This is a genomic window from Flammeovirga sp. MY04 (genome assembly GCF_001682195.2).
GTDB classification, from domain to species: domain Bacteria; phylum Bacteroidota; class Bacteroidia; order Cytophagales; family Flammeovirgaceae; genus Flammeovirga; species Flammeovirga yaeyamensis.
Map to the genome: position 1 here is coordinate 1518218 of NZ_CP003560.2, position 26476 is coordinate 1544693.

At 34.2% G+C, this 26476-nt stretch carries 20 protein-coding genes and 7 tRNA genes; 18 read left to right on the forward strand and 9 right to left on the reverse strand.

From position 1 onward, the window contains the following. The first annotated feature begins 73 nt into the window (after nucleotides 1-73). The 3 genes from MY04_RS06140 (at nucleotide 74) to MY04_RS06150 (ending at nucleotide 2515) form a co-directional block, all read left to right on the forward strand. Nucleotides 74-907, forward strand: coding sequence for an XRE family transcriptional regulator (locus tag MY04_RS06140; protein ID WP_066207714.1), 834 nt, complete (start codon nucleotides 74-76; stop codon nucleotides 905-907). Nucleotides 908-1007: 100 nt separating this feature from the next. Further along, nucleotides 1008-1535, forward strand: a complete 528-nt coding sequence (locus tag MY04_RS06145; RefSeq protein ID WP_066207716.1) for a DUF4924 family protein — start codon at nucleotides 1008-1010, stop codon at nucleotides 1533-1535. Between the two features lie 74 nt (nucleotides 1536-1609). Next, nucleotides 1610-2515 (forward strand): NUMOD4 motif-containing HNH endonuclease, encoded by a 906-nt coding sequence (locus MY04_RS06150; RefSeq protein WP_066207718.1) that lies wholly within the window; start codon nucleotides 1610-1612, stop codon nucleotides 2513-2515. A gap of 52 nt (nucleotides 2516-2567) precedes the next feature. Here the strand turns inward: MY04_RS06150 and MY04_RS06155 are convergent, their stop codons facing one another. The 3 genes from MY04_RS06155 to MY04_RS06165 all read right to left on the reverse strand — a co-directional run bounded on the left by MY04_RS06155 (nucleotide 2568) and on the right by MY04_RS06165 (nucleotide 6815). After that, the gene (locus MY04_RS06155; protein WP_066207720.1) at nucleotides 2568-3734 is read right to left on the reverse strand and encodes a homogentisate 1,2-dioxygenase; all 1167 of its coding nucleotides are present in this window, start codon (nucleotides 3732-3734) and stop codon (nucleotides 2568-2570) included. Nucleotides 3735-3825: 91 nt separating this feature from the next. After that, nucleotides 3826-4563 (reverse strand): DUF4262 domain-containing protein, encoded by a 738-nt coding sequence (locus tag MY04_RS06160; RefSeq protein ID WP_066207722.1) that lies wholly within the window; start codon nucleotides 4561-4563, stop codon nucleotides 3826-3828. Between the two features lie 17 nt (nucleotides 4564-4580). Beyond that, entirely contained in the window at nucleotides 4581-6815 is a 2235-nt protein-coding gene (locus tag MY04_RS06165) for an amino acid permease (RefSeq protein WP_066207725.1), read from the reverse strand. A gap of 401 nt (nucleotides 6816-7216) precedes the next feature. Between MY04_RS06165 and MY04_RS06170 the strand changes: the two genes are divergently transcribed. From MY04_RS06170 to MY04_RS06195, 7 genes are all read left to right on the forward strand, one after another. Then, the gene (locus tag MY04_RS06170) at nucleotides 7217-8782 is read left to right on the forward strand and encodes an AbgT family transporter (protein ID WP_066207726.1); all 1566 of its coding nucleotides are present in this window, start codon (nucleotides 7217-7219) and stop codon (nucleotides 8780-8782) included. 444 nt (nucleotides 8783-9226) lie between these two features. Continuing rightward, the gene (locus MY04_RS06175) at nucleotides 9227-10135 is read left to right on the forward strand and encodes a DUF2911 domain-containing protein (RefSeq protein ID WP_066207728.1); all 909 of its coding nucleotides are present in this window, start codon (nucleotides 9227-9229) and stop codon (nucleotides 10133-10135) included. A 110-nt stretch (nucleotides 10136-10245) separates the two neighbouring features. After that, the gene (locus MY04_RS06180) at nucleotides 10246-12762 is read left to right on the forward strand and encodes a PIG-L family deacetylase (protein ID WP_158297591.1); all 2517 of its coding nucleotides are present in this window, start codon (nucleotides 10246-10248) and stop codon (nucleotides 12760-12762) included. Nucleotides 12763-12764: 2 nt separating this feature from the next. Continuing rightward, nucleotides 12765-12887: a hypothetical protein gene (locus tag MY04_RS28235; RefSeq protein WP_257794074.1), complete on the forward strand. Its 123-nt coding sequence runs from the start codon at nucleotides 12765-12767 to the stop codon at nucleotides 12885-12887. A gap of 6 nt (nucleotides 12888-12893) precedes the next feature. Next, nucleotides 12894-14591, forward strand: coding sequence for a sodium:solute symporter (locus MY04_RS06185; protein ID WP_066207729.1), 1698 nt, complete (start codon nucleotides 12894-12896; stop codon nucleotides 14589-14591). Between the two features lie 140 nt (nucleotides 14592-14731). After that, nucleotides 14732-15214, forward strand: coding sequence for a 6,7-dimethyl-8-ribityllumazine synthase (gene ribH / locus MY04_RS06190; protein WP_066207730.1), 483 nt, complete (start codon nucleotides 14732-14734; stop codon nucleotides 15212-15214). A 48-nt stretch (nucleotides 15215-15262) separates the two neighbouring features. Beyond that, the gene (locus tag MY04_RS06195; protein WP_066207732.1) at nucleotides 15263-17662 is read left to right on the forward strand and encodes an efflux RND transporter permease subunit; all 2400 of its coding nucleotides are present in this window, start codon (nucleotides 15263-15265) and stop codon (nucleotides 17660-17662) included. A 127-nt stretch (nucleotides 17663-17789) separates the two neighbouring features. On the opposite strand, the gene MY04_RS06200 is transcribed toward MY04_RS06195, so the two are convergent. The 4 genes from MY04_RS06200 to MY04_RS06215 are packed head-to-tail and all read right to left on the reverse strand — an operon-like array spanning nucleotide 17790 to nucleotide 21383. Then, nucleotides 17790-18539, reverse strand: a complete 750-nt coding sequence (locus MY04_RS06200; RefSeq protein ID WP_066207734.1) for a YebC/PmpR family DNA-binding transcriptional regulator — start codon at nucleotides 18537-18539, stop codon at nucleotides 17790-17792. A 2-nt stretch (nucleotides 18540-18541) separates the two neighbouring features. Continuing rightward, complete coding sequence (thiL, locus tag MY04_RS06205) at nucleotides 18542-19573, reverse strand: thiamine-phosphate kinase (RefSeq protein ID WP_066207736.1); 1032 nt, start codon at nucleotides 19571-19573, stop codon at nucleotides 18542-18544. A 56-nt stretch (nucleotides 19574-19629) separates the two neighbouring features. Beyond that, nucleotides 19630-20976: a magnesium transporter gene (mgtE, locus tag MY04_RS06210; protein WP_066207738.1), complete on the reverse strand. Its 1347-nt coding sequence runs from the start codon at nucleotides 20974-20976 to the stop codon at nucleotides 19630-19632. 14 nt (nucleotides 20977-20990) lie between these two features. After that, nucleotides 20991-21383 (reverse strand): START-like domain-containing protein, encoded by a 393-nt coding sequence (locus MY04_RS06215; RefSeq protein WP_066207740.1) that lies wholly within the window; start codon nucleotides 21381-21383, stop codon nucleotides 20991-20993. 341 nt (nucleotides 21384-21724) lie between these two features. Here MY04_RS06215 and MY04_RS06220 point away from each other — a divergent pair. From MY04_RS06220 to MY04_RS06250, 7 genes are all read left to right on the forward strand, one after another. Then, a tRNA-Met gene (locus MY04_RS06220) sits at nucleotides 21725-21798 on the forward strand. Between the two features lie 36 nt (nucleotides 21799-21834). Then, nucleotides 21835-21908 (forward strand) — tRNA-Met (locus MY04_RS06225). 36 nt (nucleotides 21909-21944) lie between these two features. Beyond that, a tRNA-Met gene (locus MY04_RS06230) sits at nucleotides 21945-22018 on the forward strand. 36 nt (nucleotides 22019-22054) lie between these two features. After that, nucleotides 22055-22128: transfer RNA gene (locus MY04_RS06235), tRNA-Met, on the forward strand. Nucleotides 22129-22165: 37 nt separating this feature from the next. Continuing rightward, a tRNA-Met gene (locus MY04_RS06240) sits at nucleotides 22166-22239 on the forward strand. Nucleotides 22240-22276: 37 nt separating this feature from the next. Then, nucleotides 22277-22350 (forward strand) — tRNA-Met (locus MY04_RS06245). Nucleotides 22351-22387: 37 nt separating this feature from the next. Continuing rightward, nucleotides 22388-22461, forward strand: a tRNA-Met gene (locus MY04_RS06250). A 145-nt stretch (nucleotides 22462-22606) separates the two neighbouring features. Here the strand turns inward: MY04_RS06250 and MY04_RS06255 are convergent. Continuing rightward, on the reverse strand, nucleotides 22607-24733 hold the full coding sequence (locus MY04_RS06255) for a carboxy terminal-processing peptidase (protein WP_066207743.1): 2127 nt from the start codon (nucleotides 24731-24733) through the stop codon (nucleotides 22607-22609). 56 nt (nucleotides 24734-24789) lie between these two features. Beyond that, nucleotides 24790-25227: a thioredoxin family protein gene (locus tag MY04_RS06260; protein ID WP_066207745.1), complete on the reverse strand. Its 438-nt coding sequence runs from the start codon at nucleotides 25225-25227 to the stop codon at nucleotides 24790-24792. Nucleotides 25228-25495: 268 nt separating this feature from the next. Between MY04_RS06260 and MY04_RS06265 the strand changes: the two genes are divergently transcribed. Then, entirely contained in the window at nucleotides 25496-26446 is a 951-nt protein-coding gene (locus tag MY04_RS06265; RefSeq protein ID WP_066207749.1) for a DUF3078 domain-containing protein, read from the forward strand. The last annotated feature ends 30 nt before the right edge of the window (nucleotides 26447-26476 follow it).

The window sequence follows — 26476 nt, forward strand, 5'->3', positions numbered from 1 at the left end:
ATAATTTGGCAATAATTGTTCAAAATCATAAATTGATAAAAAATTAAGTATTCGTAGGTTAAAAAAATACCAAATGTCGAAAAACGCCTCATTATTTGGTGCTAATTTAAGGTACCTCAGACAAAAAAAAGATGGTAAATTAAGTCAAACTGACCTTGGTGATCAGTTGAGCACAGAAACTGATCAAGTATCAAGAAGTGCTATTTCATCTTATGAGGATGGCCGAGCAGAACCCAATTACACACGATTAGAAAAAATTTGTAGCTTCTTTAATGTTACTATTGATCAAATATTAAAAGAAGATCTTACAAAGCTTGATCCTAAAGAGATTGAGAAAAAGGAAAACTCTAAAGAACATATTTCAGGAGATAATCTCAGAATTTTAACCATTACCACTAATGATAACGGTGATGAAAATATTGAAATGGTTCCTGAACGTGCTAGAGCGGGTTATGCAACAGGATATTCAGATCTTAATTTCATCAGTAAATTAGATAAATATAGTTTACCATTCTTACCGAAAGGAAAGACGTATAGAGCTTTTGAAATAAGTGGTGACTCTATGCCTCCACTTGAAGAAGGTACGATTATCATTGGTGAATATATTGATGATTGGAATAATGTTAAAGACGGACAGGTATGTATTGTTACTACCCGTTCTGAAGGTTTTGTTTTGAAAAAGGTGTACAATAATGTAGATAAGAATAATACATATATCCTTAAGTCTACCAACCTTAGATATTCACCTTATGAGGTGGAAGTTCATGACATTAGTGAAATGTGGAAATTAGTGGCTCATATTTCTAAAGACTTCCCAGATAGTGATCAAAATAACGGATTAAACGACATGCAAGAAGCTATTTGGCGACTGGACCAAGAAGTACTTAGCTTGAAAAGGAAAAAATAATTAAAAAATAAACCATAAAAAGGGAATAGATCATGTAACTTCTATTCCCTTTTTTATATTTGCATAAAATATTATATCACTACTTTTTTGTAATAAAATAATGCTAATCGCTCAACAAAAGAAGGAACAGAATATCTGTGAATACATCATTTACATATATCAATCAGAGGAATTATTAAGAGCTTTCGATTTTAATTTTGAGGATATCAGAGAATACGTAGTAAATCATATTACTAAATTAAACGATAAAGAAAGAGATGAAGTAATTCAATGGCACAAAGACCTTCTTGAACTTATGAAAAAAGAAGAGGTAACAAAAGAAGGACATTGTTCGTGGGCCCAAGATGAAGTTGACAATATTACGACCCTACACCACAAATTGTTGAGTGAAGACGAAGAATACCAAAAAGTATACAAAAAAGCTTCTCCTCACATTGATGAAAATCTAAAATTTGCCGATGGATTGATTACTAATCCAATTCAAATTTGTATTAATGGAATATTTGGTTTATTATTACTTAGAACTAGAGGAAAAAAAGTTGATAATGCGACCAAAAATATACTTGACTCGTTCGGTGATGTCTTATCTTATCTAGCATACAAATTCAAAGAAGTAGATAAAAACTAAAAACTAACATCATATGACGTTCTCTAGTAAAATATCAACTTCATTTTACTAACCACTTTATCAAAACATTAATTATGAGTAAAACTTCGCCTGAAAAAGTGACAGAAGAAATTTGGATGGAACTGCCTTTTACTGATAAAAAATATGAAATCAGTAACCAAGGAAAAGTCAAATCATACGCTCGATCTCAGAAAGGAGAAATAATTAAAGGACGAGACATTGGTGGTGGATATTTATCTATAGACTGTAAGGTTAATGATAAAAAGAAATCATACTATGTACATCGCTTAGTAGCTGAACTATTTCTAGACAAACCCAAAGAGGAAAACGAAATTGTCATTCACAAAGATGGAGACAAATCTAACAACAACGTTGAAAACCTTGAATGGTGTACCCTAAAAACTAGATTTGCAACTAAAAGAAAATATATTCCTGACTATTCTGAGAAGTTCGTAAAGAGCTGCAAAGCATCAAAAAAGACAAGTGAAAAGCCACAAGATGGGCATGACTATTTCATGTACAAGAATAAATACCACAGAATCTCTGATAATGGATCTTGTTTATTTATTCGTGTAAATGAAGATGGTAAATGGAAATCTTTAGCCATAGCTGAAATTATTCTTCGGGATATGGGCAAACTAAAACCTTCCAAAGCACATAAGTTGGCCTATAGAGACTGGGATTATAAAAACCTCAATAAAATCAACTTGTTTTGGGAAACACAAGCAGACAAATCTACACGTTTGCTTGAACAAAGACCTCTTCAATTGGATAGAATTAGAAAAATGGGTCAATCGCATAGAAAAGAGATTGCTCAACGTAAAAAAGATCTGATTCACAAATACCTTGAAGAAGGAAAGAGTATCGCAAAAATTAGTCGTTTGTTGAATATTGGTTATACTCGTTTGTACAATTACATCAATGAAAATGATCTTTCAGCAATAACTCAATATTCTAAAAAAGAAGAAGAGTACGATTAATGAATTTGATTTTAATGAAAAAGAGGGACTTTGATCCCTCTTTTTTATGTCTTTACTGCCAAGAATAAGGATACTCCTCATCTAAATAAGGCAAGCAATTTTCAGTCAGATGCAAAGGAGCAAAAGTATCTACCATTACAGCATATTCTTTTGTTTCTTTTTTTCCTATACTTTTTTCCATTGTTCCTGGATGGGGTCCATGAGGAATTCCTCCAGGATGCAAAGTAAACGAACCTGTATCTATACCTTTTCTGCTCATAAACTCTCCTTCCGTATAAAATAATACTTCATCGGAATCTATGTTTGAATGATTGTATGGTGCCGGGATACTTAAAGGGTGATAATCAAATAATCTCGGTACAAAACTACAAACGACAAATGCTCCTCTTGCTTGGAATGTTTGATGCACTGGAGGTGGCTGATGAATTCTACCTGTTATTGGTTCAAAATCATATATCGAGAAAGTGTAAGGATACAAGAAACCATCCCAACCAACAATATCAAATGGATGGTATCCATAAAAATATTGATGTAAAGCATCTCCCTTTTTAATCTTCATCTCTACGTCACCTTTATGATCAGAATAATCATTAATTTCTATTGGAGGATGTAAATCTCTTTCACAATAAGGAGAATGTTCTAACAGTTGCCCTAATTCATTTCTATATCTTCCAACTGTTTCAATTGGTGCTTTTGATTCAACAATTAAAAACTTAGGCTTGATCTCTCCTTCCACTTCTATTTGATACATTGTCGTTCTTGGTATAACAATGTAGTCACCCTTTTTAAAAGGAAGTTTACCAAATTGAGAGTTTAGATTCCCTTGCCCTTCATATACATAAATCATCTCATCACCATCAGCATTTTTAAAGATGTAAGGCATAGACAATTGATCTGGATAACAAATAGAAATTATACAAGATGAGTTCACCATTAAAGGTACTCGACTCTCAAGAAAATCATTTCCTGTATAATTTATTCCACTTGTTTTAAGGTGGGTCATTTTTAAACCATAATCCTTTAGTATTTTATAGGAATAAGGTGTTGAAGGACCAACCTTTTTGACATTTGTAGGAGGATTTTTGTGATAGATGTTGGAGTACACTCCAGAAAAGCCAAGTGAACTCACTAACTCCTCATGATACAACTCTCCTGAGTCGTTACGGAATTGCGTGTGCCTCTTAGGCGGAATTTTCCCAAGGCGATAATAGTAAGTCATGATAGTATTTATGTGTGTTTATAAAAAAGTTTGGTTGTATATCTAATATAGATAATATTCTGATAAGTCTAGGACAATAGCTCAAGTTATTCTACTCTTCTTCCTCATAATCGGAGATTTCCCAATCATCATTCACTGATTTTCTAATGGCTGACTGACCATAATTTAATTGGAATAATTGATTCAGACTTGGATCTAACTTATTGATTTCATCAAAGCTTAATACTTCTGCATTATCAAAATCTGGATGTTCTTCACTATGAAATTCCCAATCACCTTCATGCGTATGGTATACCCAAAGAATAGGATTGCCTTCTAGAGTATTTTTTGTTGTATAAACTGATTGAGACCTTTCTTCGTAGAATTTAAAGTCAGTATTTCTATCTAATAGTGGCTGATTGAATTTCCATTGTTTATTAAATGAAGACTCCCATGGAAAAAAACCTTCTTTATCAGTCCAAACCATTTGATAAGCTTTAAAATCATTCTTTTGATTATAAAACCAAGAAATGTATTCCAAATAATCCGAATAGTACGCTAAATCTACGTCTATAAATTGAACAGGGAAATTATTGATAACTTCTGTATTTATCACATTCGCTTCATATTTCCTCCCGTCCTTTATTGCTTGACATACATTGGTCAGTAGGTTTTGCATTACCTCATTTGGCAATCCAAAAACAATAATTTCTGGATGTTGAAAGGATTTATATAAACCAATAGAAAACGCATAGGAAGGTAAATATTTATCCCCTTCTATCATACCAATATGAAACCCATGTTCCTCAATATTGGTTTTTATCAAATTTTCTGTTTCTAATGGTAACATCTATAAATACTTTCTAGTTATGAAATATCTTTCCTTTTTGCTGTATGGATAAATAACACATCACCAATATCATCATAACCATAGAAAACTTGTTCATTAATTTTCTTAGCTGCTTCTAGACGAATACCAATAATAGTTAAATCAGCATCTCTAGACTCTTGGTTGATCATTGTTTTCATATCCATATCATCCGCCCTAGTAAGAAGTCGAACATTGTTTTTAGAAATTGGTAAACGACCTGTTTTAATCAAATCTAAAATTTGAGATCTTCTTTCTTCTAATTCTGGTTCAGGGAAGCATGCCAACAACGTAATTTTGGCTTTTTTCCACTCCGGATGACCAATAATAATAAAACCCAGTAAGATCATCAAGTTCGCATTTTCTAGATCTTTAGGAGTCAACCATATGTGAATTTCAGTTTTTACACCAAAGTTTCTTTCATCTGAACCTAATACACAAATATCATTACCGGTTACCGACATCAATTTGAAGTTATCGATAAGTTGTTTTAATCCATCATCAGGATCCTTTTTCGAAAACTCAAACATCAACATGTTATTATCTTTACCTGCTACTGAAGGTAATTGAATCACTTGAGCGATTACTGATGTCATCGAAGGACTAATCATTGTGTCTAAATACACCTTACTTTTTGATGCTTCAGATATCTTAATTAGACGCTGTAAATCTTTTTCTGCATTTTTATTGGTCTCTTTCGATAAGTAACCATCAATAAGGTGAATGTAAGTGGCAAAACCATATTTATGGGCAATCCATCTCACAAGATTAAAAGCTGAGAACCTTTTGAAAGTATTTCTACTCACACAAACTACAGCCGGTCTCCAGTGATCTTCGACATCGTCTTTTTCTGTTTTTTGTAAGAAAATTTGGAATTGCCTACTCAATTGGAAAATCACACCTTGGAAAATGGCTTTTAATCCTTCCTTATTTGGTGTAAACTGACGTACCATTTGATACAATAACGCCATAAAGATCAAGGCAATAAATGTGTAAGTTGCTGAAATCTTAAACATCAAATAACCACACATTAATGCACCAACCAACGATATAATTGGTCTTGATTTGAATACTGGACGGTAAGCTGGATCTGAAGCAAAATGTTCTAAAAAACTAATCAAACAAATGGCACCATACGTTACCATGAAGAACATAGTGATAATTTGTGCTACTACATCAATATCTCCGATTAATACAAAAATAAGAGTAATAATTGAGGTAATTAATGATGAGTTTACCGGCTCGTTTGATCCCTTTTGAATTTTCGACAACCATTTGTTGACATATCCATTCGGAAGTACCTGATCTTCTGCGATTGCCTGTAAAGTTCTTGGAGCAACTAATATTGAACCAATTGCCGACGATAATGCTGCTGCAGCTAATCCAATTGGAATTAATGGACCCCAAAAAGAAATATCTGTCATGATTAGTGTGTTCTCAGCTAAATCTTCTAATGAGGCAGAAACAGATAATTTATAAGCCACTAATAAATAGATGACCATTCCAAAAACACCTGCCAGCATGGTACCAATTGGAATCGATTTTTCTGGAGATTTCAAATCGCCAGACAACCCCACTCCTGCTGCAATTCCGGTAAATGCAGGGAAACAAATGGCGAGTACCTTAAAGAAGTTATCTCCACCCTCTATATGTCCGCTCCAATTTATTTTATCTAAGTTTTGAGAAAACTCTGTTGTTCCAATAAAGAAGGATAAAAGTGAAATGAATAATATAGCTACAACTATATATAGTGTCTTCATTCCTAAATCAGCACCTTTATACATAACCAAACCAATTAGACCTATTGTCATTGGAATTGTGATCCAACGTAAATTAAGATCTACAATTCCATATTGTTCTAATAAAGGAAATAATGGTCTGAAAGCTTCTGCGAAAGCTATAATATAAAATGCTGTACTGATTGCTTGAGAAAGATATAAGGAGATACCAATTGAGCCTCCTATGGTAATTCCAAAAGAACGAGAAATAATATAATACACTCCTCCACCTTGTACTTTTTGGTTAGTTGCAATTTCTGAAATTGCCATAGCCGTCGGTATTGTGACCAAGTGCCCTACTAATACCATTGAAAAAGTAGAAAGCAATCCTAAATTAGATACTGCGTAGCCGAATCTTAAAAATAAAATCGCTCCTAATATTGTACTAATTGAAGTAAAAAAAACTGGTGCAGTACCAAATCCCTGCTGTTGTGTTTTATCTAAGTTAGATCCCATATATAGGTATGTAGTTCATTAAATCAATGTCAAATTAAAAAAAGCAAATCGAAAATAAATATTTTCAACACTTTATTTTTAAAATCGAGTATCAATCAGAAGATTAGTTTTCCTATCCATAATAAATCAATCAATCTGATTATCAACATCAAAATGTATAAAATATTTTAAGTCTTAATGTTTTTAACTTCTAGAATTTTTAACCTACTCCAATTTCAAATTATCATCCTATAACAATTCATCTTCATCACTTATAAAAGTAGAATAAGTCAAAGTATCTTGAATACTACAATAAATATTAATCTTTCAAAGTACTTTTGTCAGTCTTTTGAGGTTTATTTAAATTGCATCACTTTTGGAGGCAACTCCACAAATGAATTTATTACATCTTATCTATCTAAATGAGCACAACAAACAATTCAGTTAAGAAGAACCCTATCGATAAATTTTTAAGTTTTATTGAAAAGGTGGGTAATGCTCTACCCCATCCTGCAACACTTTTTGCAGGTTTTGCTTTTGCTATCGTCATTTTATCATGGGTATTTTCCCTAATGGATCTTAGTGTTAAACATCCTGGAAAAGATGAAATGATTACAGTAGTCAACCTACTTTCTCAAGATGGTATATATTTAATCCTTACCAAATTGGTAAAGAACTTTACTGATTTCGCTCCATTAGGGGTAGTATTAGTAGCTATGTTAGGTATTGGTATTGCTGAGGGAAGTGGACTTATTGGAACTATCATCAGATTGATGGTTTTAAAGTCGCCTAAAAAAATCATCACTTTTGTCGTTGTATTTGCGGGTGTACTATCAAATACCGCTAGTGAAGTTGGCTATGTGCTATTAGTACCATTATCTGCTGTTATCTTTCTTGCTTTTGGAAAACACCCCATTGCTGGTTTAGCTGCAGCATTCGCAGGTGTCTCTGGCGGATATTCTGCCAACTTATTATTGGGCACCATTGATCCTTTATTACAAAGTATCTCTCAAGAAGCAGCACAGATTATTGAACCAACATATCTTATTAATCCGGCATGTAATTACTATTTCATGTTTGTGTCTACATTCTTTATTGGTATAGCTGGTACTTTCGTTACAGAGAAAATTGTCATTCCTCGATTAGGTGAATACAAAGGTGATGAAGTCGCTGAAGAAATGCATGCACTTACGAAAGAAGAAAGAAAGGGATTAATCTATGCTGGTATTGCAGCAGTCGTTATCATTACAATCATCTTAATTGGAATTATTCCTGATGATGGATTTTTAAGAAGACCTCTAACTCCTGAAGATATTGCCAAAGGAACTAAAGTGACTAGTATTTTTGAATCAGCCTTAATGAAAGGTATTGTTTCTTGGATTTTTATTATTGCAGCAATTTGTGGTATAGCATATGGTAAAGGATCTGGAACATTTAAAAATGATTCAGATATTATGAAAGGTATGGGTGAATCGATGAAAACGATGAGTTCATATATTGTATTGGTATTCTTTGCGGCTCAATTTGTAGCCTACTTTAAATGGACAAATATTGGATTAATTTCTGCAATCAAGGGAGCTGAATTCTTAAAAGCTTTAGGTTTGCATGAAATTCCTTTATTAATTTCTTTCATTTTATTAGCTGCACTGATCAATCTTGTGATGGGGAGTGCATCTGCCAAATGGACGTTAATGGCACCTGTTTTCATTCCTATGTTTATGTTATTGGGAATTTCTCCTGAATTAACTCAGGTGGCTTACAGAATTGGTGATAGTGTAACAAACATTATTTCACCAATGATGTCCTACTTCGCATTAATTGTTGCTTTTATTCAACGATATGACAAAAAAGCGGGTATCGGAACCGTAATCGCCACAATGTTACCTTATTCCGTTGCATTTTTATTGGTTTGGGTAACGTTAATGGCTATATGGTTAATCTTTGATTTCCCTATTGGACCTGATTCGCTTCTAAAATACAACCCTTAATTAATGTTAATTTATCATTATTGTAATAATATTTATAAATATTTTATTACTTTTGAAGTGCAATCAATCACGATTGCAATGAGAAATAGTTAGTTTTTGGGTTGCACAAAGGTTTCGTCTTGCGAAACCTTTGTGTTTTTTTATGCCCATTTGATTTTAATAAGTTACTTTTTTTAAGATTTATCTTTCCTTAATAATATAAATTATTACCCAGCCATTTGCTCAAGTATCAATTAAAATCCTTCTAAACATTATTTACAATAATTGTTTAAACAATATTTAAGTAAATAAATTTGAATTTCTGTCCCCTATTTTCTTTATTTCGACACTTTTTAAACTTTCATTAGTTCAAAGTCAAAATTGATCATATGATTTCAAGTTTTTGATGAAATATTATCTATTCAGACCTAGGACACATAATTCATAAAAAATAATTTAATCACTATGTTGAAAAGATCAACACTTTCACTAATTGTTACACTACTTCTAGGCGTAGCAAACGTATTCGCTCAAAACCTTCCAGTTCCATCTCCTGCAGCTGAAGTAAAACAAACAGTTGGCGTTACTGAAATTTCAGTTAACTACTCTTCTCCTGCTGTAAAAGGTAGAACTGTATTTGGTGAACTAGAAAAATTTGGTTCAACTTGGAGAGCTGGAGCTAATGGTCCTACTGCCATCACTTTCTCTTCTGATGTTATGATTGACGGTAAAGAAGTAAAAGCAGGTACTTACAACATCTTCCTTTCTTTAGAAGAAAATGCAGAATGGACTTACCATTTCAATGGTGCTAACAAATCTATCTTTGCTTACAATAAAGATGGAAAACAAGATATCGCAGGAATTGAAGCTGATGATGTTGCATCATTCAAAACAAAGCCTGAGGCTGCTCCTTTCAGAGAAAGATTAACTTACTTGATTGAATCTGTAAAAGACAACGAAGCAAAAGTTACACTATGGTGGGACAAAACAATGGTTAGCTTTACTGTAAATGTTCCAACAGATAAATTAGCAGAAGCAAATATTGCATCAAGTACTAAGAACGTTTGGAGAACTTTCCAAAACTCAGCAAACTTCTATGCTTCTTCAAATCCTGAAAAAGCTTTAGAATTAATTGAAAATTCAATTAGCCTTCGTCCAAACTATTTCTGGAATACTTGGGTAAAAGCTCAAATCTTAGCGGGTCAAGAGAAATATGACGAAGCTTTAACTGCTGCTATTGATGCACGTAAATTTGGTGAAGCAAAACCTGATGGTGCTTACAACTACTTTAAAGGTAGCTTAAATAAAGACATCGAAACTTGGATGCCTAATGCTTCTAAAAAGTGGAAAAAAGCTAACAAATCTAATATCTAATATTAGACTTTAGAGGTTTTATAATGATATCTGTATGGACGTTGCAATGCAACGTCCGTACAATACCTCCACTGATTTTCATCGAATCCTTTCATGTTACTAACCAACTGATGAGATTAACATCCTTCCTATTATTTTTTGTTATTACAACCCTTTGTATTGGACAAACTCCTAAACAAGCTAACAAGGAAAACACTTCCAATATCATTCAAGAAATTAACCACTTAAACACCCTAGGCGCGGTAATGTACTTTGCGGCTCATCCCGACGATGAGAATCAAAGAGTGATTGCTTATTTTGCTCGTGCAAAAGGGTATGAAACAGCTTATACTTCACTAACTAGAGGTGATGGTGGACAAAACCTAATTGGTACTGAAATAAGAGAAGAACTCGGTATTCTTCGTTCACAAGAACTTATTGAAGCGCGTAAGGTAGATGGCGGACAACAAATGTTTAGCCGAGCAAACGATTTTGGGTATTCGAAAAATCCCCAAGAAACACTTTCAGTATGGGATAAAGATCAGGTACTAGCTGATGCTGTTTGGAATATCCGACGTTTCAGACCTGATATTATCATTACGAGATTCTCTCCAAACAGAGGGGGAAGAACTCATGGACATCATACAACATCTGCTATCATCGCTTTAGAAGCTTTTAAAATTGCTGGTGATTCTACCAAATATCCTGAACAATTAAAATATGTAGCCCCTTGGCAACCAAAAAGAATTATGTGGAATACTAACTCATGGTTCTTTAGAGGAAAAGGAGAATCTTTTGATGCATCACAATTCGTCAGCTTAGAAACTGGAGATTATATTCCCGTTTTAGGAAAAAATGTGGGTGAGATCGCTATGGCTGCTCGATCTAAACATAGATGTCAGGGATTTGGTGCTGCATTACAAAGAGGAGAAAATAGAGAATATTTCGAATTACTAGCCGGTGCTGAAATGAAATCCTCTCCCATGGAGGATGTAGATACCTCATGGAAAAGAGTAGCTAATTCTAGTAAAGTCGAAAAATACATCAAGGAATTACAAGATAGCTTCAACCCTTCAAAACCCGAGAAATCTGTCAATCAGCTAATCAAAATCAAAAAAGAACTTGAAAAATTAGATCAGTCTGATTATTGGGTGAACAAAAAATCAGAAAAGGTAAATCAATTGATCTTACAGTGCAGTGGAATATTCTTAGAAGCATTGGTTGACGATGCTCAAGTTGCACAAGGTGATAGTTTAAATATTGAATTAAGAACTATCAATAGATCATCTACTTCTGTTCAATTAAGCAAAGTACAAGTTGGTGCACTATCAGAAAAGGAATTATCAACTGATTTGACTTATAATAAAAACATCAAAACTACTATTGATGTTAAAGTGCCGGCTGACTTCCCTATATCTCAACCTTATTGGTTACAAAAACAATCATCAAAAGGAATGTATCGAGTCGATCATCAAAAAATGATTGGTCAGCCAGAAAACTTTTATCCTATTCCAGTTAAAGTTCAATTAACAGTACAGGGAGTTAAAGTTGAAGAAACGCTTAACATTTGGCAGAAAAAAGTAAATCCTGCTTTAGGTGAAGTATATATTCCACTAGGTATTGTTCCTGCGATAACTATTGATATTGATCAAAAAACATTGATTTTTGGTGATGATCAATCTAAAAGCATTAAAGTCAGTTTTAATGCAAAAACCGATAATGCGAAAGGCAAAATTGGTTATGACTTACCTAAAGGTTGGTCTATCGAATCCAACGGATCACTTGATGTTGACTTAAAAAATAAGGGTGATAAAGCTGAAATAGTCTTAAAGATCACTCCTTCTAAAAAAGATGGAAAAGAGAACCTTCATTTGTATTTCACAACAGATAAAGGTCAGAAAATTGATCAAGGGTTAAATATCATTGATTATGAGCATATCTATAGACAATACTATTTTGTTGATGCCAACATACAGCTTATCCGATTAAATATTAATAGAGGTGATATTCAGTCTATTGCTTATGTAATGGGTGCAGGTGATGTTGTCCCTCAGTCGCTAATCACTGCAGGATATAAAGTAGATATTTTAGATCATGACCACATCACAAAAGAGTATTTAAAGAATTATGATGCTGTTGTAGTTGGAATTAGAGCATACAATGTTTTAGAAAACATGAGATACCTTCAACCTGTCCTTATGGATTATGTATATAATGGAGGAAATGTAATTGTGCAATACAATACTTCTCATAGAGTAAAAACGAAACAAATTGGGCCTTATGCTGACCTCAAACTATCAAGAGATAGAGTAACAGTAGAAGAAAGTCCTGTAGAAATTCTTGAAAAGAAGCATCCTTTGATGAACTATCCAAACAAAATTGACAAAGAAGATTTTGATGGTTGGGTACAAGAAAGAGGATTATACTTCCCTAATGAATGGGGAGAAGAATATACTCCTATTTTGAGAATGCAAGATCCTAATGAAGACCCTGTAGATGGTTCTTTATTAGTCGCCGATTACGGACAAGGAGCATTTATTTACAGCGGAATTTCTTGGTTCAGAGAATTGCCAGCAGGTGTTTCTGGAGCTTACAGAATTTTTGCAAATATGTTAAACTACAAACCCAATCCTAAAAAAGGAAAATAAGTATGGAAGAAGAAAACAACAAACCTCCTGTAGGCAAAAGTTGGAAGCAATTATACATTATTGTGATTGCTGAGCTTGTCGGCCTTATCACATTATTTTCTTGGTTCTCAAACGCATTTAACTAAACTACAGTGAGTTATATAGATTGGATAGTACTAACGGGTACACTGGCTTTTATCGTGATCTACGGTATTTGGAAAACACGTGCCCAGAAAGATATGAATAGTTATCTTTTGGGTAACAAAGAGGCAAAATGGTTTACTGTAGCTTTATCTATTATGGCTACTCAAGCGAGTGCCATCACCTTCTTGTCTGCTCCAGGGCAGGCCTTTGTCGATGGGATGCGCTTTGTTCAATTCTACTTTGGCTTACCTTTAGCTATGGTCGTGCTCTCAGTAGTTGTGGTACCGATATACCATAAATTGAATGTATATACCGCCTATGAATATCTGGAGAAACGTTTTGATTTAAAAACAAGAACACTTACCGCTATTTTATTCTTGACCCAAAGAGGATTAGCAGCAGGTTTTACCATCTTCGCTCCTTCTTTGATTCTATCCTCTTTGATGGGTTGGAATATTAACTATACTAATATTGGTATCGGCGTTATTGTTACTGCTTATACTGTAATTGGAGGAACAAAAGCTGTTAACCAAACACAAAAGTTGCAAATGGCGGTCATCTTTGTGGGCATGCTGCTGGCCGGGATTCTTGTGGTTGTAATGATGCCGGACGCCATATCTTTCAATAATGCCTTACATATTGCAGGTGCTTCTGGAAAATTAAATGCCATCGACTTTAAATTCGATCCAACTTCCAAATATAATGTATGGTCAGGTTTGATTGGCGGATTCTTCTTAGCCATGTCTTACTTTGGTACAGACCAATCTCAGGTGCAACGATATTTAAGTGGAGCATCAATTGGACAAAGTAGATTAGCGTTATTGTTTAATGGTATGATCAAAATACCAATGCAATTCCTGATCTTATTTATCGGTGCGATGGTTTATGTTTTCTATCTATTTCAACCATCACCGGTATTATTTAATAAAGTAGCCCTTGAAGACGCTCAAAATAAAGTAGAGAATTTCTCTTCTTATGAATCAGATTATCAAGAAGTTCAACAAGACCGACAAAAAGCGGCATTGGCTTATGCTGATGCATTAAATAGTGATAATGAAGGTTTAATCAATTCCACTAAAAAGCAATTGATTACCAGTAATGAATTGGTGGAAAGTCAGAAAGCAGAAATCATTTCAAAGATTAATGCAGTTGATGACACAATCGATACAAAAGACACCAACTATATCTTTTTAAGTTTCGTGATTAATTACCTTCCTGCTGGATTAATTGGTTTATTAATCGCTGTTATACTTTCGGCAAGTATGTCGTCGACTTCATCAGAAATTAATGCTTTGGCCTCTACTTCTATCGTAGATATTTACAAACGAATGATCAAACCAGAGGCTGAAGAAAAACACTATCTAAAGGTTTCTAAATTAGTAAGTATTGGGTGGGGTGTTTATGCCATTTTATTTGCCACCTTTGCAAATCAGTTAGGATCTTTAATCGAAGCGGTGAATATTCTAGGATCTTTGGTCTATGGTGTGATTTTAGGAGTTTTTATGATCGCTTTCTTTTTCAAGAAAATTGGATCAAATGCTACCTTTATTGGAGGTTTAATCTCGGAAGGTATCATCATCTACTTATTTAAATTTACTGATGTCCCCTATTTGTGGTACAATGTAATTGGCTGTATGTCAGTGATAATTATTGCATCAATTATTCACACGATTTCGCCTCAAAAAGTAGAAGAGAAATTGGATTAATCTAAAGGTCAGTTTAAGTTATTTTACAAGCTTACAAATATTTAATTTTTTGGTCGCATAATTTCGAATAGAGATTATTATAAGCCATAAAAATTGATAACTTTGTAAGCTTGTAATTTTATATTTAAAAATCATCAAAAATGGCCAGTGCTTTAAAAAGCCTTAGTGAATACACTAAGAAAAAAAATATTGACATCTCAGGGAAAAAATTTGCTATTGTTGTTTCAGAATACAATCCAAAGATCACTGAATCTTTACATGGAGCAGTAGTTGAAACACTACTTAATGAAGGAGCAAAAGAGGAAAATATATACAGAGAAGATGTCCCAGGTGCATTTGAATTAACTTTTGGAGCTCAATTAATGGCTCAAATCGAAGAAGTTGATGCTGTAATTTGTTTAGGCTGTGTGATTCAAGGAGAAACGAAACACTTTGATTTTATCTGTGATGCTGTTGCACATGGTGTAACTAATGTTTCTTTAAAATACAATAAGCCTGTAGTATTTGGTCTTTTAACACCAAACACTGAACAACAAGCTTTTGATCGTGCAGGTGGAAAGCACGGTAATAAAGGTGTTGAAGCGGCAGTAGCTGCTATTAAAATGTTAGGTTTTAATCAATAAAATATATAATAGTGAGGGACATTCCCTCACTTTTTTTGTTCTATACTTATGTGGAAAAAAATAGCAAGTTTTATACTTGGTAATCGTATTCCAATTCTAGTAGTTATTGCATTAACTACTGTTTTTATGGGATATCATGCCAAAGATGTAAAGTGGTCCTATCAGTACATCAGAATTATTCCAGATGATGATCCTGATATGATTGCATTCAATGAATTCCAAGAGAAATTTGGCGAAGATGCCTCTTCTTTTGTTATTGGTGTGAAAGATCCTAAATTATTTCAGCTCGATAATTTTAATAAATTCATCGATTTGTGTGAAGATATCCGTGATTTAGAAGGAATCACAAATGTGCTTTCTATTGCAGATGTCCCTAACCTCATTGCAAATCGACAGAGTCAAAAATTCGAAATTGAGCAATTCTTTAAAAAGAAGCCATCAACTCAGGCAGAGTTAGATAGTGTTATTTCTAAAGTAAAAGAAGTAAAAGCCTACGAAAATAGATTAATTTCTAAGGGTGGAGCTACTGCTATGTTGATCAATATGGACCCTGTTGTTCTTAATTCGAAAAACAGGACCGCTGTAATGATGAAGTTGGAAGAAAAAGCTCAAGCTTTTGCTAAAGAAGCTGACATTCAACTTTATTATGCGGGTATGCCATATGTTCGTTCAATTATGGCGAGCAAGGTGAAAAGTGAAACGATGATATTCTTAGGTATATCCATTGGTGTGGTGGCCTTAGTATTATTCCTTTTCTTTAGGTCGTTCTCCCCTGTTTTTTATCCTTTATTAGTAATAGTTGTTGTGATTGTTTGGATTATGGGTACACTATCCCTATTCAACTACGAAATCACAATTCTTACAGGTTTACTTCCTCCGGTGCTGGTGGTTATAGGCATTCCTAACTGTATTTATCTACTCAATAAATACCATCAAGCCTATGCAAGTGGATTGTCTAAAATTGATGCTCTTGCCTTAATCATCAAAAAAATTGGTGTAGTTACCTTAATTACCAATACTACTACAGCTATTGGTTTTATGGTATTGATTACTACAGGTATTAAAGCTATGCAGGAATTTGGTATAGTAGCAGGTATCAACATTGCCGTTACTTTTATCATTTCTATTACGTTTATTCCTATCGTATTCTCTTATTTACCAGCCCCTGATGTAAGACATTTAAAGCACTTAGAATTTAGACCTACCAACTGGTTAATCCATCAATTGGAAATCTTGGTATTGCACTATAGAAAAGTAGTTTACTTCTTTACTGCTGCAATGGTCGCTCTATCAATATATGGCTCTTACAAGGTAACAGCTGAATCGTATATGGTAGACGATTTACCAGAGGATTACCATGTAAAACAAGATCTTAAATTCTTTGAGAATGAATTTAGTGGTGTCATGCCATTAGAAATTCTTATCAATACTGGTCGTAAGAAAGGATACATGAAGAAAGGCTACCTTGATAAAATTGAGGAAATGCAAGAATTCATTGGTTCGTTGGATGAGGTTTCTCCTCCAATATCAATTACTACTTTCTTAAAAGCGGCCAATCAATCTTTCCATGGTGGTGATTCATCTTATTATAAACTTCCTTCTAGAAGTGAGATGACTTACATTATGAAGTATGCGAGAAATAGTACTGATGCTGAAACATCAAAAATGGCAAATGCCATGATGGATTCAACAGGTCAGTACATCCGTTTAACTACTTCAATGGCTGATATTGGTTCGATTGAAATGGATAACTTAGTCGATAATGTTATTCGTCCAAAACTAAAAGAAATCCAAGGAAAAACAGATATCGAGGCTACGGTTACAGGCTCGACCTTGATCTTTATTAAAGGAAATGATTTCTTGATCAAAAACTTAAAACAAAGTATGTTGATTGCATTTGTATTAATTGCAATCATCATGGGTACCTTGTTTGGTAATTTGAGAATCATTATCCTCTCATTGATTCCGAACTTAATTCCTCTCTTATTTACTTTAGGAATGATGGGATTCTTGGGTATACCATTGAAACCAAGTACTGCAATTGTATTCTCTATCGCCTTCGGTATATCTGTGGATGACTCTATTCACTTCCTTGCCAAGTATCGTCAGGAGATTATTCTTCATAATTACGACATGAAACGTGCAATAATTATGGCTATAAGAGAAACTGGAGCATCAATGTTATATACATCTATTGTTCTTTTCTGTGGCTTCGCCATCTTTATGGGATCTACATTTGGAGCGACTCAAGCGTTAGGTTTGTTGACATCCGTTACATTGATTGTTGCTATGAGTACTAACCTTACATTATTACCTTGTTTGTTATATACATTCGATGTAAATAAAGATGCAATGCAACCTGTTATCGAGGGTACGGATACTTTCTATTTCGAAGATGAAGACGAAGAGATAGATATTCATAAGATCAACGTAAACAAAGAAGATTAACTTAAATCTTTTGCATATAAAACCCCCTTGATACCAATCGTACCAAGGGGGTTTCTTTTTATCAATAATTGATTTAGTTAGAAATCAATATCAAATACTATTTTCTGAGCTGAAAGAACTCATTATTTTACGCAAAGTGACGTTCTGCTTGAGCCTCTGTCATTTCTAGATCGTGGAATACTTGCTGAACATCATCATCATCTTCCAAACGATCGATCAACTTCATCACAATATCAAAGGTATCATCATCAACTTCTTTGGTTGTATGAGGAATTCTTTGAAGGTTAGCACTTGATACCTCAATATTCAATTCTTCTAATTTTTTATTGACAGTACCAAAATCTTCCATCGCTGACAACACTTGAACCAAGTTTTCTTCAAACTCAATCTCATCTGCACCAGCATCGATCAATTCTAACTCTAGTTCTTCTTTATCTACCTCTTCTGAAATCTCAAAAGAGAACACTCCTTTTCTATCAAAAAGGAATTCCAAAGAACCATTTTTAGCCAAAGAGCCTTCCATTTTAGCAAAGTAACTTTTTACATTTTGCACAGTACGCCTTGTATTGTCTGTACTACACTCTACATAAATTGCCACTCCACCTTTTGAGTATCCCTCATAAGTTAACTCTTCGAATACGATATCATCATTCCCTTGAGTTTTCTTAATTGCTCTCTCAATGGTATCTTTTGGCATATTTGAACCTTTTGCGTTTTGAATTGCTAAACGTAAACGTGGGTTCATTTCTGGATCAGGACCACCTTCTTTAGCTGCTACTGTGATTTCCCTACCTAACTTTGTAAATAGTTTATTTCTTTTTGCATCTTGGGCCCCTTTTCTATGTTTGATATTGGCCCATTTACTGTGTCCTGCCATAATTAAAAATGTTTGAATCCTTGTGCTGAAATTGGAACGATCTGATCACCTACAGTCACCATTCTAGCACCACTTTCTGCCTCATCGATATATCCGATGAAATAGATATTAGGATTCTTCTCCACTTTCTTAAAGTCTTCTTGATCAATTGTAAATAATAATTCGTAATCTTCACCACCGTTTAGACCTGGAGTTACAGAAGGGATTTTAAACTCGTGACAAGCATCAAATGTTCTTTGATCTACTGGAAGCTTTTGCTCGTAGATAGCTGCTCCCACTCCTGATGCTTTACAGATATGCATAATCTCAGAAGCTACTCCATCAGAAACATCAATCATTGATGTTGGCACAATTCCGATTTCTCTTAAGTCATGAATAACATCTGTTCTTGCTTCAGGACGTAATTGACGACCTACGATGTATTCATAATCGTCTAATTTTGGCTGCATCTCTGGATTAGACTCATATACTTTCTTTTCTCTTAAAAGTACTTGAAGCCCCATATACGCACCTCCGATATCACCTGACAAACAAAGGATATCTCCTTTTTTAGCTCCTGATCTGTAAACAATCTTATCTTTTGCCACACGACCAGTTACTGAAACAGAAATGACTAATCCAGATCTTGATGAAGTTGTGTCTCCACCCACTAAATCGACATTATAGTTCTTACAAGCTGCCTTGATACCTTGATAAATCATATCAATAGCCTCCACAGAGAATCTGTTAGTAATTGCAATACTTACAGTTACTTGTTCAGGCAAAGCATTCATAGCAGCAATATCTGAAACATTCACTGCGATCGCTTTGTAACCTAAATGTTGTAAAGGCATAAAGCTTAAATCGAAGTGAATTCCTTCCAATAGCATGTCGGTTGAAACCACCATATAATCATCTCCACAATCAATCACCGCGGCATCATCTCCGATACCTTTTACAGTTGATTTATGATTAATTTCAACATCTTTTGTAATTCTTTCGATCAGACCAAACTCACCTAGTTGATCTACTTCTGTTCTTTTGTTTTCTGACATTTTATAAAGGTATAAAGAAAATGTTTATCACACCTCTTTTATGTTATAAACGCTTTTTAATGAAGCATAGCTTTTGCGACCATAAAATACACTCCAAGTCCGATAAGGTCATTACAGGTCGTTATAAAAGGCCCTGAGGCTAAAGCTGGGTTAATTCCAAATTTACTCAATACGAGCGGTGTTATTGTCCCCATAAAGGAGGCAATCATGATCACACTAAATAAAGCAAAAGAAACCACAATGGCCAATTGATGATTATCTGAGAATACCATATTAAAACCGTATACCAAAGCGGCTAACGTAAGTCCATTTAGAATGGCAATTACTAATACTCTTAAGTAACGGTTCATTGCTGAACCTTGGAAACCACCACTGGCTAAACTTTGTACGACAATGGTAGAAGATTGGATACCTACATTACCTCCTGTTGCTGTAATTAGTGGGATAAAAAAGGCCATTGCTGGAATTCTACTTAGTTCTTCTTCGAAGCCACCTAAGAAGTTAGCTCCTAGCAAACCACCAGACATACCAACAATCAACCAAGGTAATCTTGCTCTCGCCATAGCAATCAAACTATCTGTCTCCTCTACGTCCTCAGATAAACCCGACATGGCTTGCTGATCCTTCTCCGCTTGTTCTGTAATGACATCGACCACGTCGTCAATCGTAATTCTACCTAACAAACGACCTTGCACATTGATTACAGGGATCACTTCCAAATCGTAGTGCTGCATGATATCCGCCACCTCTTCTTCATCAAGATAAGAATATACTTTAGCAATTTCTGGCTCGTAAAGATCGGCAACTTTAGTAAGGTCATTGGCAATCAAAAGCTTTTTCATGGATATTCTTCCTAAAAGAATATCATGATCATCTACTACATAAACCGTATAGATTTTATCTACATTTTGACCTTGCCTTCTTACTTCTTCAATACATTGAGAGACATTCCAATTGATATTGGCTTTCACCAATTCTTTGGCCATAAGACCACCTGCACAATCCTCTTCATAATGCAAAAGATCAATAATATATTGAACCTTCTCATTATTGTTCATATTGGCTAATACTTCTTCCCTTACTTTGACAGGCATATCGTTTAAGATATCGGCCGCATCATCGGAATCCGTATTGTCCATGTACTTGGATAGTTCTTGAGGAGTAAATAGTGTTAGAAAATTATTTCTAGTATCGTCCTCAATTTCTGAAATTACATCAGCTCCCACAGATGGGTTGAGTAACTCCAATATATATTTACAATCCTCAGCACTTAATCCTTCCATTACTGTAGAAATATCGGCAGAGTGCATTCCATCAAATTCATTGATGATGTACTCGTTTTCTTCCTGTTCTACTGCTCTAGAAAGCTGCTTGAGATATTTATTTGAAAATTCAAATGACATATTAACGTATTATGCTAGCCACCAATGATCTCATGTAAGCGGCCAAAAAATTCATCCCACAATTCTTTCAACTCATCTATATCATCCATTTCTGAAAAGTCAATTACAGTTACAAAAGATGATTGAGCTAACTCGCTGAATTCAAATTTGAATTCTAGGTAAGATGATTTTTTAGATTCATCATCATTTTTAAAAACAAACTTGATATGTTGATTTTGACGCCTAATGGCGATTTTACCTACCTTATGATCATTACCCCAATCAAAAGTGATCGTTTTTAATTCTGCATCTTCTACCACTTTATCTGCAAACCAATCTTTCAAAAGGTTCGGCATTATAAAATAAGGATAAAGTTTATGTAATGGAACTTTGAACTCATATTCCGCCTGATATTTAAATTTTGCCATAACGTAATATTGGTAATGATTATTGATCTATATTTTGGTTTACAATTATCAACATTTAATAGGTAAAGAACAACCTAAAAAATATAATAAAGAATAATTTTGGGCTGTGATTAAAAAAATAAAACTTATAAATGCATTGAATAGAAAAGAATATCAAAAAATGCTATTTCAGGGCCTTTTTGATGATTATTATCGGTTACTCTAAATTTTTTTGTATTGCACTTCAGATTTTATTTAGTTAAAGATTAAAGACTTATCAAAGTCTTTACAATAATTTAAAAATTTAAGTTTTTTGATTTTTGCATTTTTAGAATAATCACCCCATATTTGCACACCGAAATGGCGAGGTAGCTCAGTTGGTTAGAGCGTCGGATTCATAACCCGGAGGTCACGAGTTCAACTCTCGTTCTCGCTACAACGACTTAAATAGTGCATTTGTCCGCACATTCCTGGCGAGGTAGCTCAGTTGGTTAGAGCGTCGGATTCATAACCCGGAGGTCACGAGTTCAACTCTCGTTCTCGCTACAACGACTTAAATAGTGCATTTGTCCGCACATTCCTGGCGAGGTAGCTCAGTTGGTTAGAGCGTCGGATTCATAACCCGGAGGTCACGAGTTCAACTCTCGTTCTCGCTACAACGACTTAAATAGTGCATTTGTCCGCACATTCCTGGCGAGGTAGCTCAGTTGGTTAGAGCGTCGGATTCATAACCCGGAGGTCACGAGTTCAACTCTCGTTCTCGCTACAATGACTTAAATAGTGCATTTGTCCGCACAAACCCTGGCGAGGTAGCTCAGTTGGTTAGAGCGTCGGATTCATAACCCGGAGGTCACGAGTTCAACTCTCGTTCTCGCTACAATGACTTAAATAGTGCATTTGTCCGCACAAACCCTGGCGAGGTAGCTCAGTTGGTTAGAGCGTCGGATTCATAACCCGGAGGTCACGAGTTCAACTCTCGTTCTCGCTACAACGACTTAAATAGTGCATTTGTCAGCACAAACCCTGGCGAGGTAGCTCAGTTGGTTAGAGCGTCGGATTCATAACCCGGAGGTCACGAGTTCAACTCTCGTTCTCGCTACAAAAATTAAGGTTGTTCAAGAAATTGAGCAACCTTTTTTATTATCCAAAGTATCAAGAATCAGATTATCATCAAATGAATGATAAATGAAGACAAAAAAAGCCTATCAAAAATGACAGGCTTTCTTTATGCTATATATTTATGATTATTGAATCATCATATCAGAAATAATCATTGTTGCTTCTTTAATGTAAGCATCTTTCTTGATTACCTCTTTCCACTTATCTTCTGATTGCTGGATTACAGAATCAGGCTTAGAAGTAGGGTAATGATCTTTCATCACTGTAATATCAAATTCTTCGTGAACAGTTTCAGCTTCTCTTAATTTCTTAGACTCTTCATCTAATTTTTCTTGTTCAGCTCTAAACTCATCCAAGTTCAATGTAAAGTATTTCTTCTCTTCTTGGCGCTTTAATCTTAAAGCATTATCCTCAATAATCTTGAATACTTTATCATTCGCTACTCTTTCTTTTGATTTAGCATTTAAATCAGCCAAAGGAAGTTGTTCTGCCCACATGTTATATTTAGCTTTTTCAATGCTATCATGAGGTAAAACAAATGGAAGATCTTCTTCACCTACTTTCAAGTAACCGTATGTATCAGGAAGTAAGATATCCGGTGTTACACCGTCTACTTGTGTTGCTTCACCGTTTATTCTATAGAATTTTTGAATAGTCAACTTTAATGATCCTAGAGGCTTCAACTCTTCAGATCTTGTCATTCTATCCAAATCGATAAAACGTTGAACTGTACCCTTACCAAATGATCTTGAACCTAAAACTACTGCTCTACCGTGGTCTTGTAAAGCTGCAGAAACAATTTCTGAAGCTGATGCTGACATTCTATTGATCATGACCACTAGAGGACCATCATAAAGAATGTTGTTATCTTCTGGCTTCAACGTCTTCTGACCTGCACCTTTAGATTTTACTTGAACCACTGGAGATTTTCCAACGAAGTGTCCAACTATTTGAACAGCATCACCTAAAGATCCACCACCGTTATTTCTTAAATCGAATACAATACCATCAACACCTTGATTCTTTAATTTGATAATCTCCTGCTTGATATCGTTACCACAATTTCTACCGTTACGATCGTTAAAATCTACATAGAATGAAGGAAGGTCGATCAAACCTATTTTCTTACCTGAGTTTTCATCAATGATAACAGCTGATTTAGCGTACGACTCTTCGATGATGACAACATCTCTAATAATAGGAATAACAGTAATACGGCCATCTGCTTTTCTTACTGTCAAACGTACCTCAGTTCCTTTAGGTCCTTTGATAAGTTTGATAGAATTTTTCAGAGACATTCCACCAATATCAACAGGTTCTTCTTCTCCTTGAGCAACTTTCAAGATAATATCATTTGCTTCTAGATCACCTTGTTTCCAAGACGCTGAGCCAGCAATAATACTAACTACTTTTACTTCTCCACCTGTTTGCTGTAAACGAGCACCGATACCTTCAAAGTGACCAGAAATTTCAGTATCAAATTGTTCTTTCTTTTCTGGAGCAAAATATTCTGTGTGAGGACCATAGATTGAGATCATAGAATTTAAGTAATTAGCATAATGATCATCTTCATCTTGCTTTCTCATATAATCGAAAACATCTTTATAATTAGCCAACACTTTCTCTCTCACGTCCTTTTCCATATCTTCATATGATGTAGGCGTAAACTCCTCTCCTTTTTCTTCTGCAGTTTTCTTTTTCGCTTCTTCTGCTTTCAACTTTGAGTTCATTCTCAACAAAGCAGCATATTTTAATGTTTTTCTCCATCTATCATAACGTTCCTTATCATTTTTAGGAAACTTCATTTCATCGGAGTCAAAAAGAATTGTTTCTTTCTTAGTGAAGTCAAAAGGCTTTGCCAGAATCTCTTCGGTCATCTTCTCTACCTCTTGTCTTCTTTCATCAAATATTCTTACTGAAAGTTCATAAAGGTCTGTATTTACACCCGTCTTGATTTCATCATCAAGTTTATCTTTCGATTTATTGAACTTATTAATATCTGCCTTTAAAAAATATCTTTTGTTTGGATCTAATATCTTTAAATATTGGTTGAAAGCGTTTTCACTAAATTCATCATTAACATCAATAGTATTGTAATGAATTCGATCTAAAGCTGTAAATATTAGTTCTTTTTTAATGATATTTTTATTGCTGTTTTCGGGTGCATCGATTCTAGCGATGATTGAAAACCCGAATAACCCTAGCCCCACTAGTAGCACAGGTAAGAAAAGTGCCTTTTTTCTTTTTGACATATATAATTAATTTAATCTATGATATACTAATATATAGAGAAATATTGAATTACGAATTAATCCACTTGTTTTTTATACTTTTTCAAGATTTCTAAGAAGCTTTTAGAATCTCGATAACCCATATATACTTTTTCTTTACCATTTGGATGAAGTACAATTATTGCAGGATAACTGTTTATCTTATGTTTATCCATGTAAGAATCATAAGTATAATTTTTCCCTTTAAATGTAAAAGAGCCTTCTTTCTCAGGATTTAACTTTACTGCATGGTAATTATCTTTAACGTAATCCACCACATCTTCATGTTGAAAAGTTTTCTTATCTAAGACTTTGCACCAACCACACCAATCTGTGTAAACATCAACAAATATTGGTTTATTGTCATTTTCTGATTGTCCAATTGCTATATCAATAGATTTCCATTCTATATTTTCTTTATTGACTGCGCTGATTGAAAAAAATGAGATGATAAAAAGTGATAAAATATACTTCATGAAGATAATTAATAATGTTTTAAAGATGTATTCAAATATAGAATACACAATGGGTTACTTTATCAAAAATAATAAATTTTAATGATTCTTTTTTAATACGAATTAAATTCTTTTCGGTTTAAAATTTAAGATGCACCATTAAGAATTGGTATTATTTGATGCGTAAATGAAATGCAAAAAGTAATCTTACTTGAAATACAATTTTATTTTTAATTTTTTTTCACAGTTTTACATTAAGTTTGAAAAAATATCAAAACATAAATCCCTAATGAAAATCCAAAAAGTTTATTTCATTTTTCTACTCACCATAACTTCTTTCATTACAAGTGAAACATTTGCACAAGATTCTACAGCTACTGCTCCTCAGGGACCGTGGAAAAAAGAAGGTAAAATTGGTGCAAATTTCTCCAACGTTGGTCTAGTCAACTGGACAGGTGGTGGTACAAGTTCTTACTCATTTGGCGGTGTATTTAACTACAAAATGATAAGAGAAACTGAAAAAGCGATTACCAGAATTAGCACAGATATGGCTTATGGTATGATCAATCAGTCAGAGTCTGCATTTCCAATGAAAAAAACTGATGACCAATTGGTTCTTGGATTTGATTACAGTTATAAATGGACAGAGAAATTACTATTTACTGTCGCTTTAGATTTTAGATCACAATTTGATAAAGGTTTCGAATACAATACTATTGATGATCCAAATAATCCTGGTGGAAAAATCGAAACAGAAACTCAAATCTCAGCATTTATGGCCCCCGGTTATCTAAATGCTAACATTGGTTTGACGTATACACCTGCAAAATGGATCTATGCTACTTACTCTCCTGTTGCTAATAGAATGACTTTCGTTGTTGACACCGTATTCTCCACTCGATACGGCTTGGATGCTGGCGACAACTTTAGAGATCAGCTAGGGATGAATTTTAAATTAGGCATTAAAAAGGAATTAGTAAAAAATGTAACGCTTACTTCAACTTATAATATGTTTGCCGAATATGATCGTTTAGATGAGTGGGTTGTTAATTGGGACCTGCTGATTGATATGAAGGTAAATGACTGGTTGTCTGCTAACTTTGGTACACAATTGATTTACGATCCTGATGTTACTGTTAATCGTGATGATGGAACAATGGGTCAAGCTATTCAGTTTAAACACGCCTTAAACATTGGTATTGTTTATACATTGCATAAGAAAAAAGAAAAGAAAGAATAATTGATTGAGTTGATTGTACTTCAATCTTGA

Excerpts from the sequence above, each read along its gene's own strand:
- MY04_RS06160 (WP_066207722.1), bottom strand. The coding sequence starts at position 4,563 with ATGTTACCATTAGAAACAGAAAATTTGATAAAAACCAATATTGAGGAA.
- MY04_RS06215 (WP_066207740.1), bottom strand. The coding sequence starts at position 21,383 with ATGGCAAAATTTAAATATCAGGCGGAATATGAGTTCAAAGTTCCATTA.
- thiL (WP_066207736.1), bottom strand. The coding sequence starts at position 19,573 with ATGTCAGAAAACAAAAGAACAGAAGTAGATCAACTAGGTGAGTTTGGT.
- MY04_RS06165 (WP_066207725.1), bottom strand. The coding sequence starts at position 6,815 with ATGGGATCTAACTTAGATAAAACACAACAGCAGGGATTTGGTACTGCA.
- MY04_RS06155 (WP_066207720.1), bottom strand. The coding sequence starts at position 3,734 with ATGACTTACTATTATCGCCTTGGGAAAATTCCGCCTAAGAGGCACACG.
- MY04_RS06195 (WP_066207732.1), top strand. The coding sequence starts at position 15,263 with ATGTGGAAAAAAATAGCAAGTTTTATACTTGGTAATCGTATTCCAATT.
- MY04_RS06200 (WP_066207734.1), bottom strand. The coding sequence starts at position 18,539 with ATGGCAGGACACAGTAAATGGGCCAATATCAAACATAGAAAAGGGGCC.
- MY04_RS06180 (WP_158297591.1), top strand. The coding sequence starts at position 10,246 with ATGAGATTAACATCCTTCCTATTATTTTTTGTTATTACAACCCTTTGT.
- MY04_RS06260 (WP_066207745.1), bottom strand. The coding sequence starts at position 25,227 with ATGAAGTATATTTTATCACTTTTTATCATCTCATTTTTTTCAATCAGC.
- MY04_RS06175 (WP_066207728.1), top strand. The coding sequence starts at position 9,227 with ATGTTGAAAAGATCAACACTTTCACTAATTGTTACACTACTTCTAGGC.
- MY04_RS06255 (WP_066207743.1), bottom strand. The coding sequence starts at position 24,733 with ATGTCAAAAAGAAAAAAGGCACTTTTCTTACCTGTGCTACTAGTGGGG.
- MY04_RS28235 (WP_257794074.1), top strand. The coding sequence starts at position 12,765 with ATGGAAGAAGAAAACAACAAACCTCCTGTAGGCAAAAGTTGGAAGCAA.
- mgtE (WP_066207738.1), bottom strand. The coding sequence starts at position 20,976 with ATGTCATTTGAATTTTCAAATAAATATCTCAAGCAGCTTTCTAGAGCA.
- ribH (WP_066207730.1), top strand. The coding sequence starts at position 14,732 with ATGGCCAGTGCTTTAAAAAGCCTTAGTGAATACACTAAGAAAAAAAAT.
- MY04_RS06150 (WP_066207718.1), top strand. The coding sequence starts at position 1,610 with ATGAGTAAAACTTCGCCTGAAAAAGTGACAGAAGAAATTTGGATGGAA.
- MY04_RS06265 (WP_066207749.1), top strand. The coding sequence starts at position 25,496 with ATGAAAATCCAAAAAGTTTATTTCATTTTTCTACTCACCATAACTTCT.
- MY04_RS06140 (WP_066207714.1), top strand. The coding sequence starts at position 74 with ATGTCGAAAAACGCCTCATTATTTGGTGCTAATTTAAGGTACCTCAGA.
- MY04_RS06170 (WP_066207726.1), top strand. The coding sequence starts at position 7,217 with ATGAGCACAACAAACAATTCAGTTAAGAAGAACCCTATCGATAAATTT.
- MY04_RS06145 (WP_066207716.1), top strand. The coding sequence starts at position 1,008 with ATGCTAATCGCTCAACAAAAGAAGGAACAGAATATCTGTGAATACATC.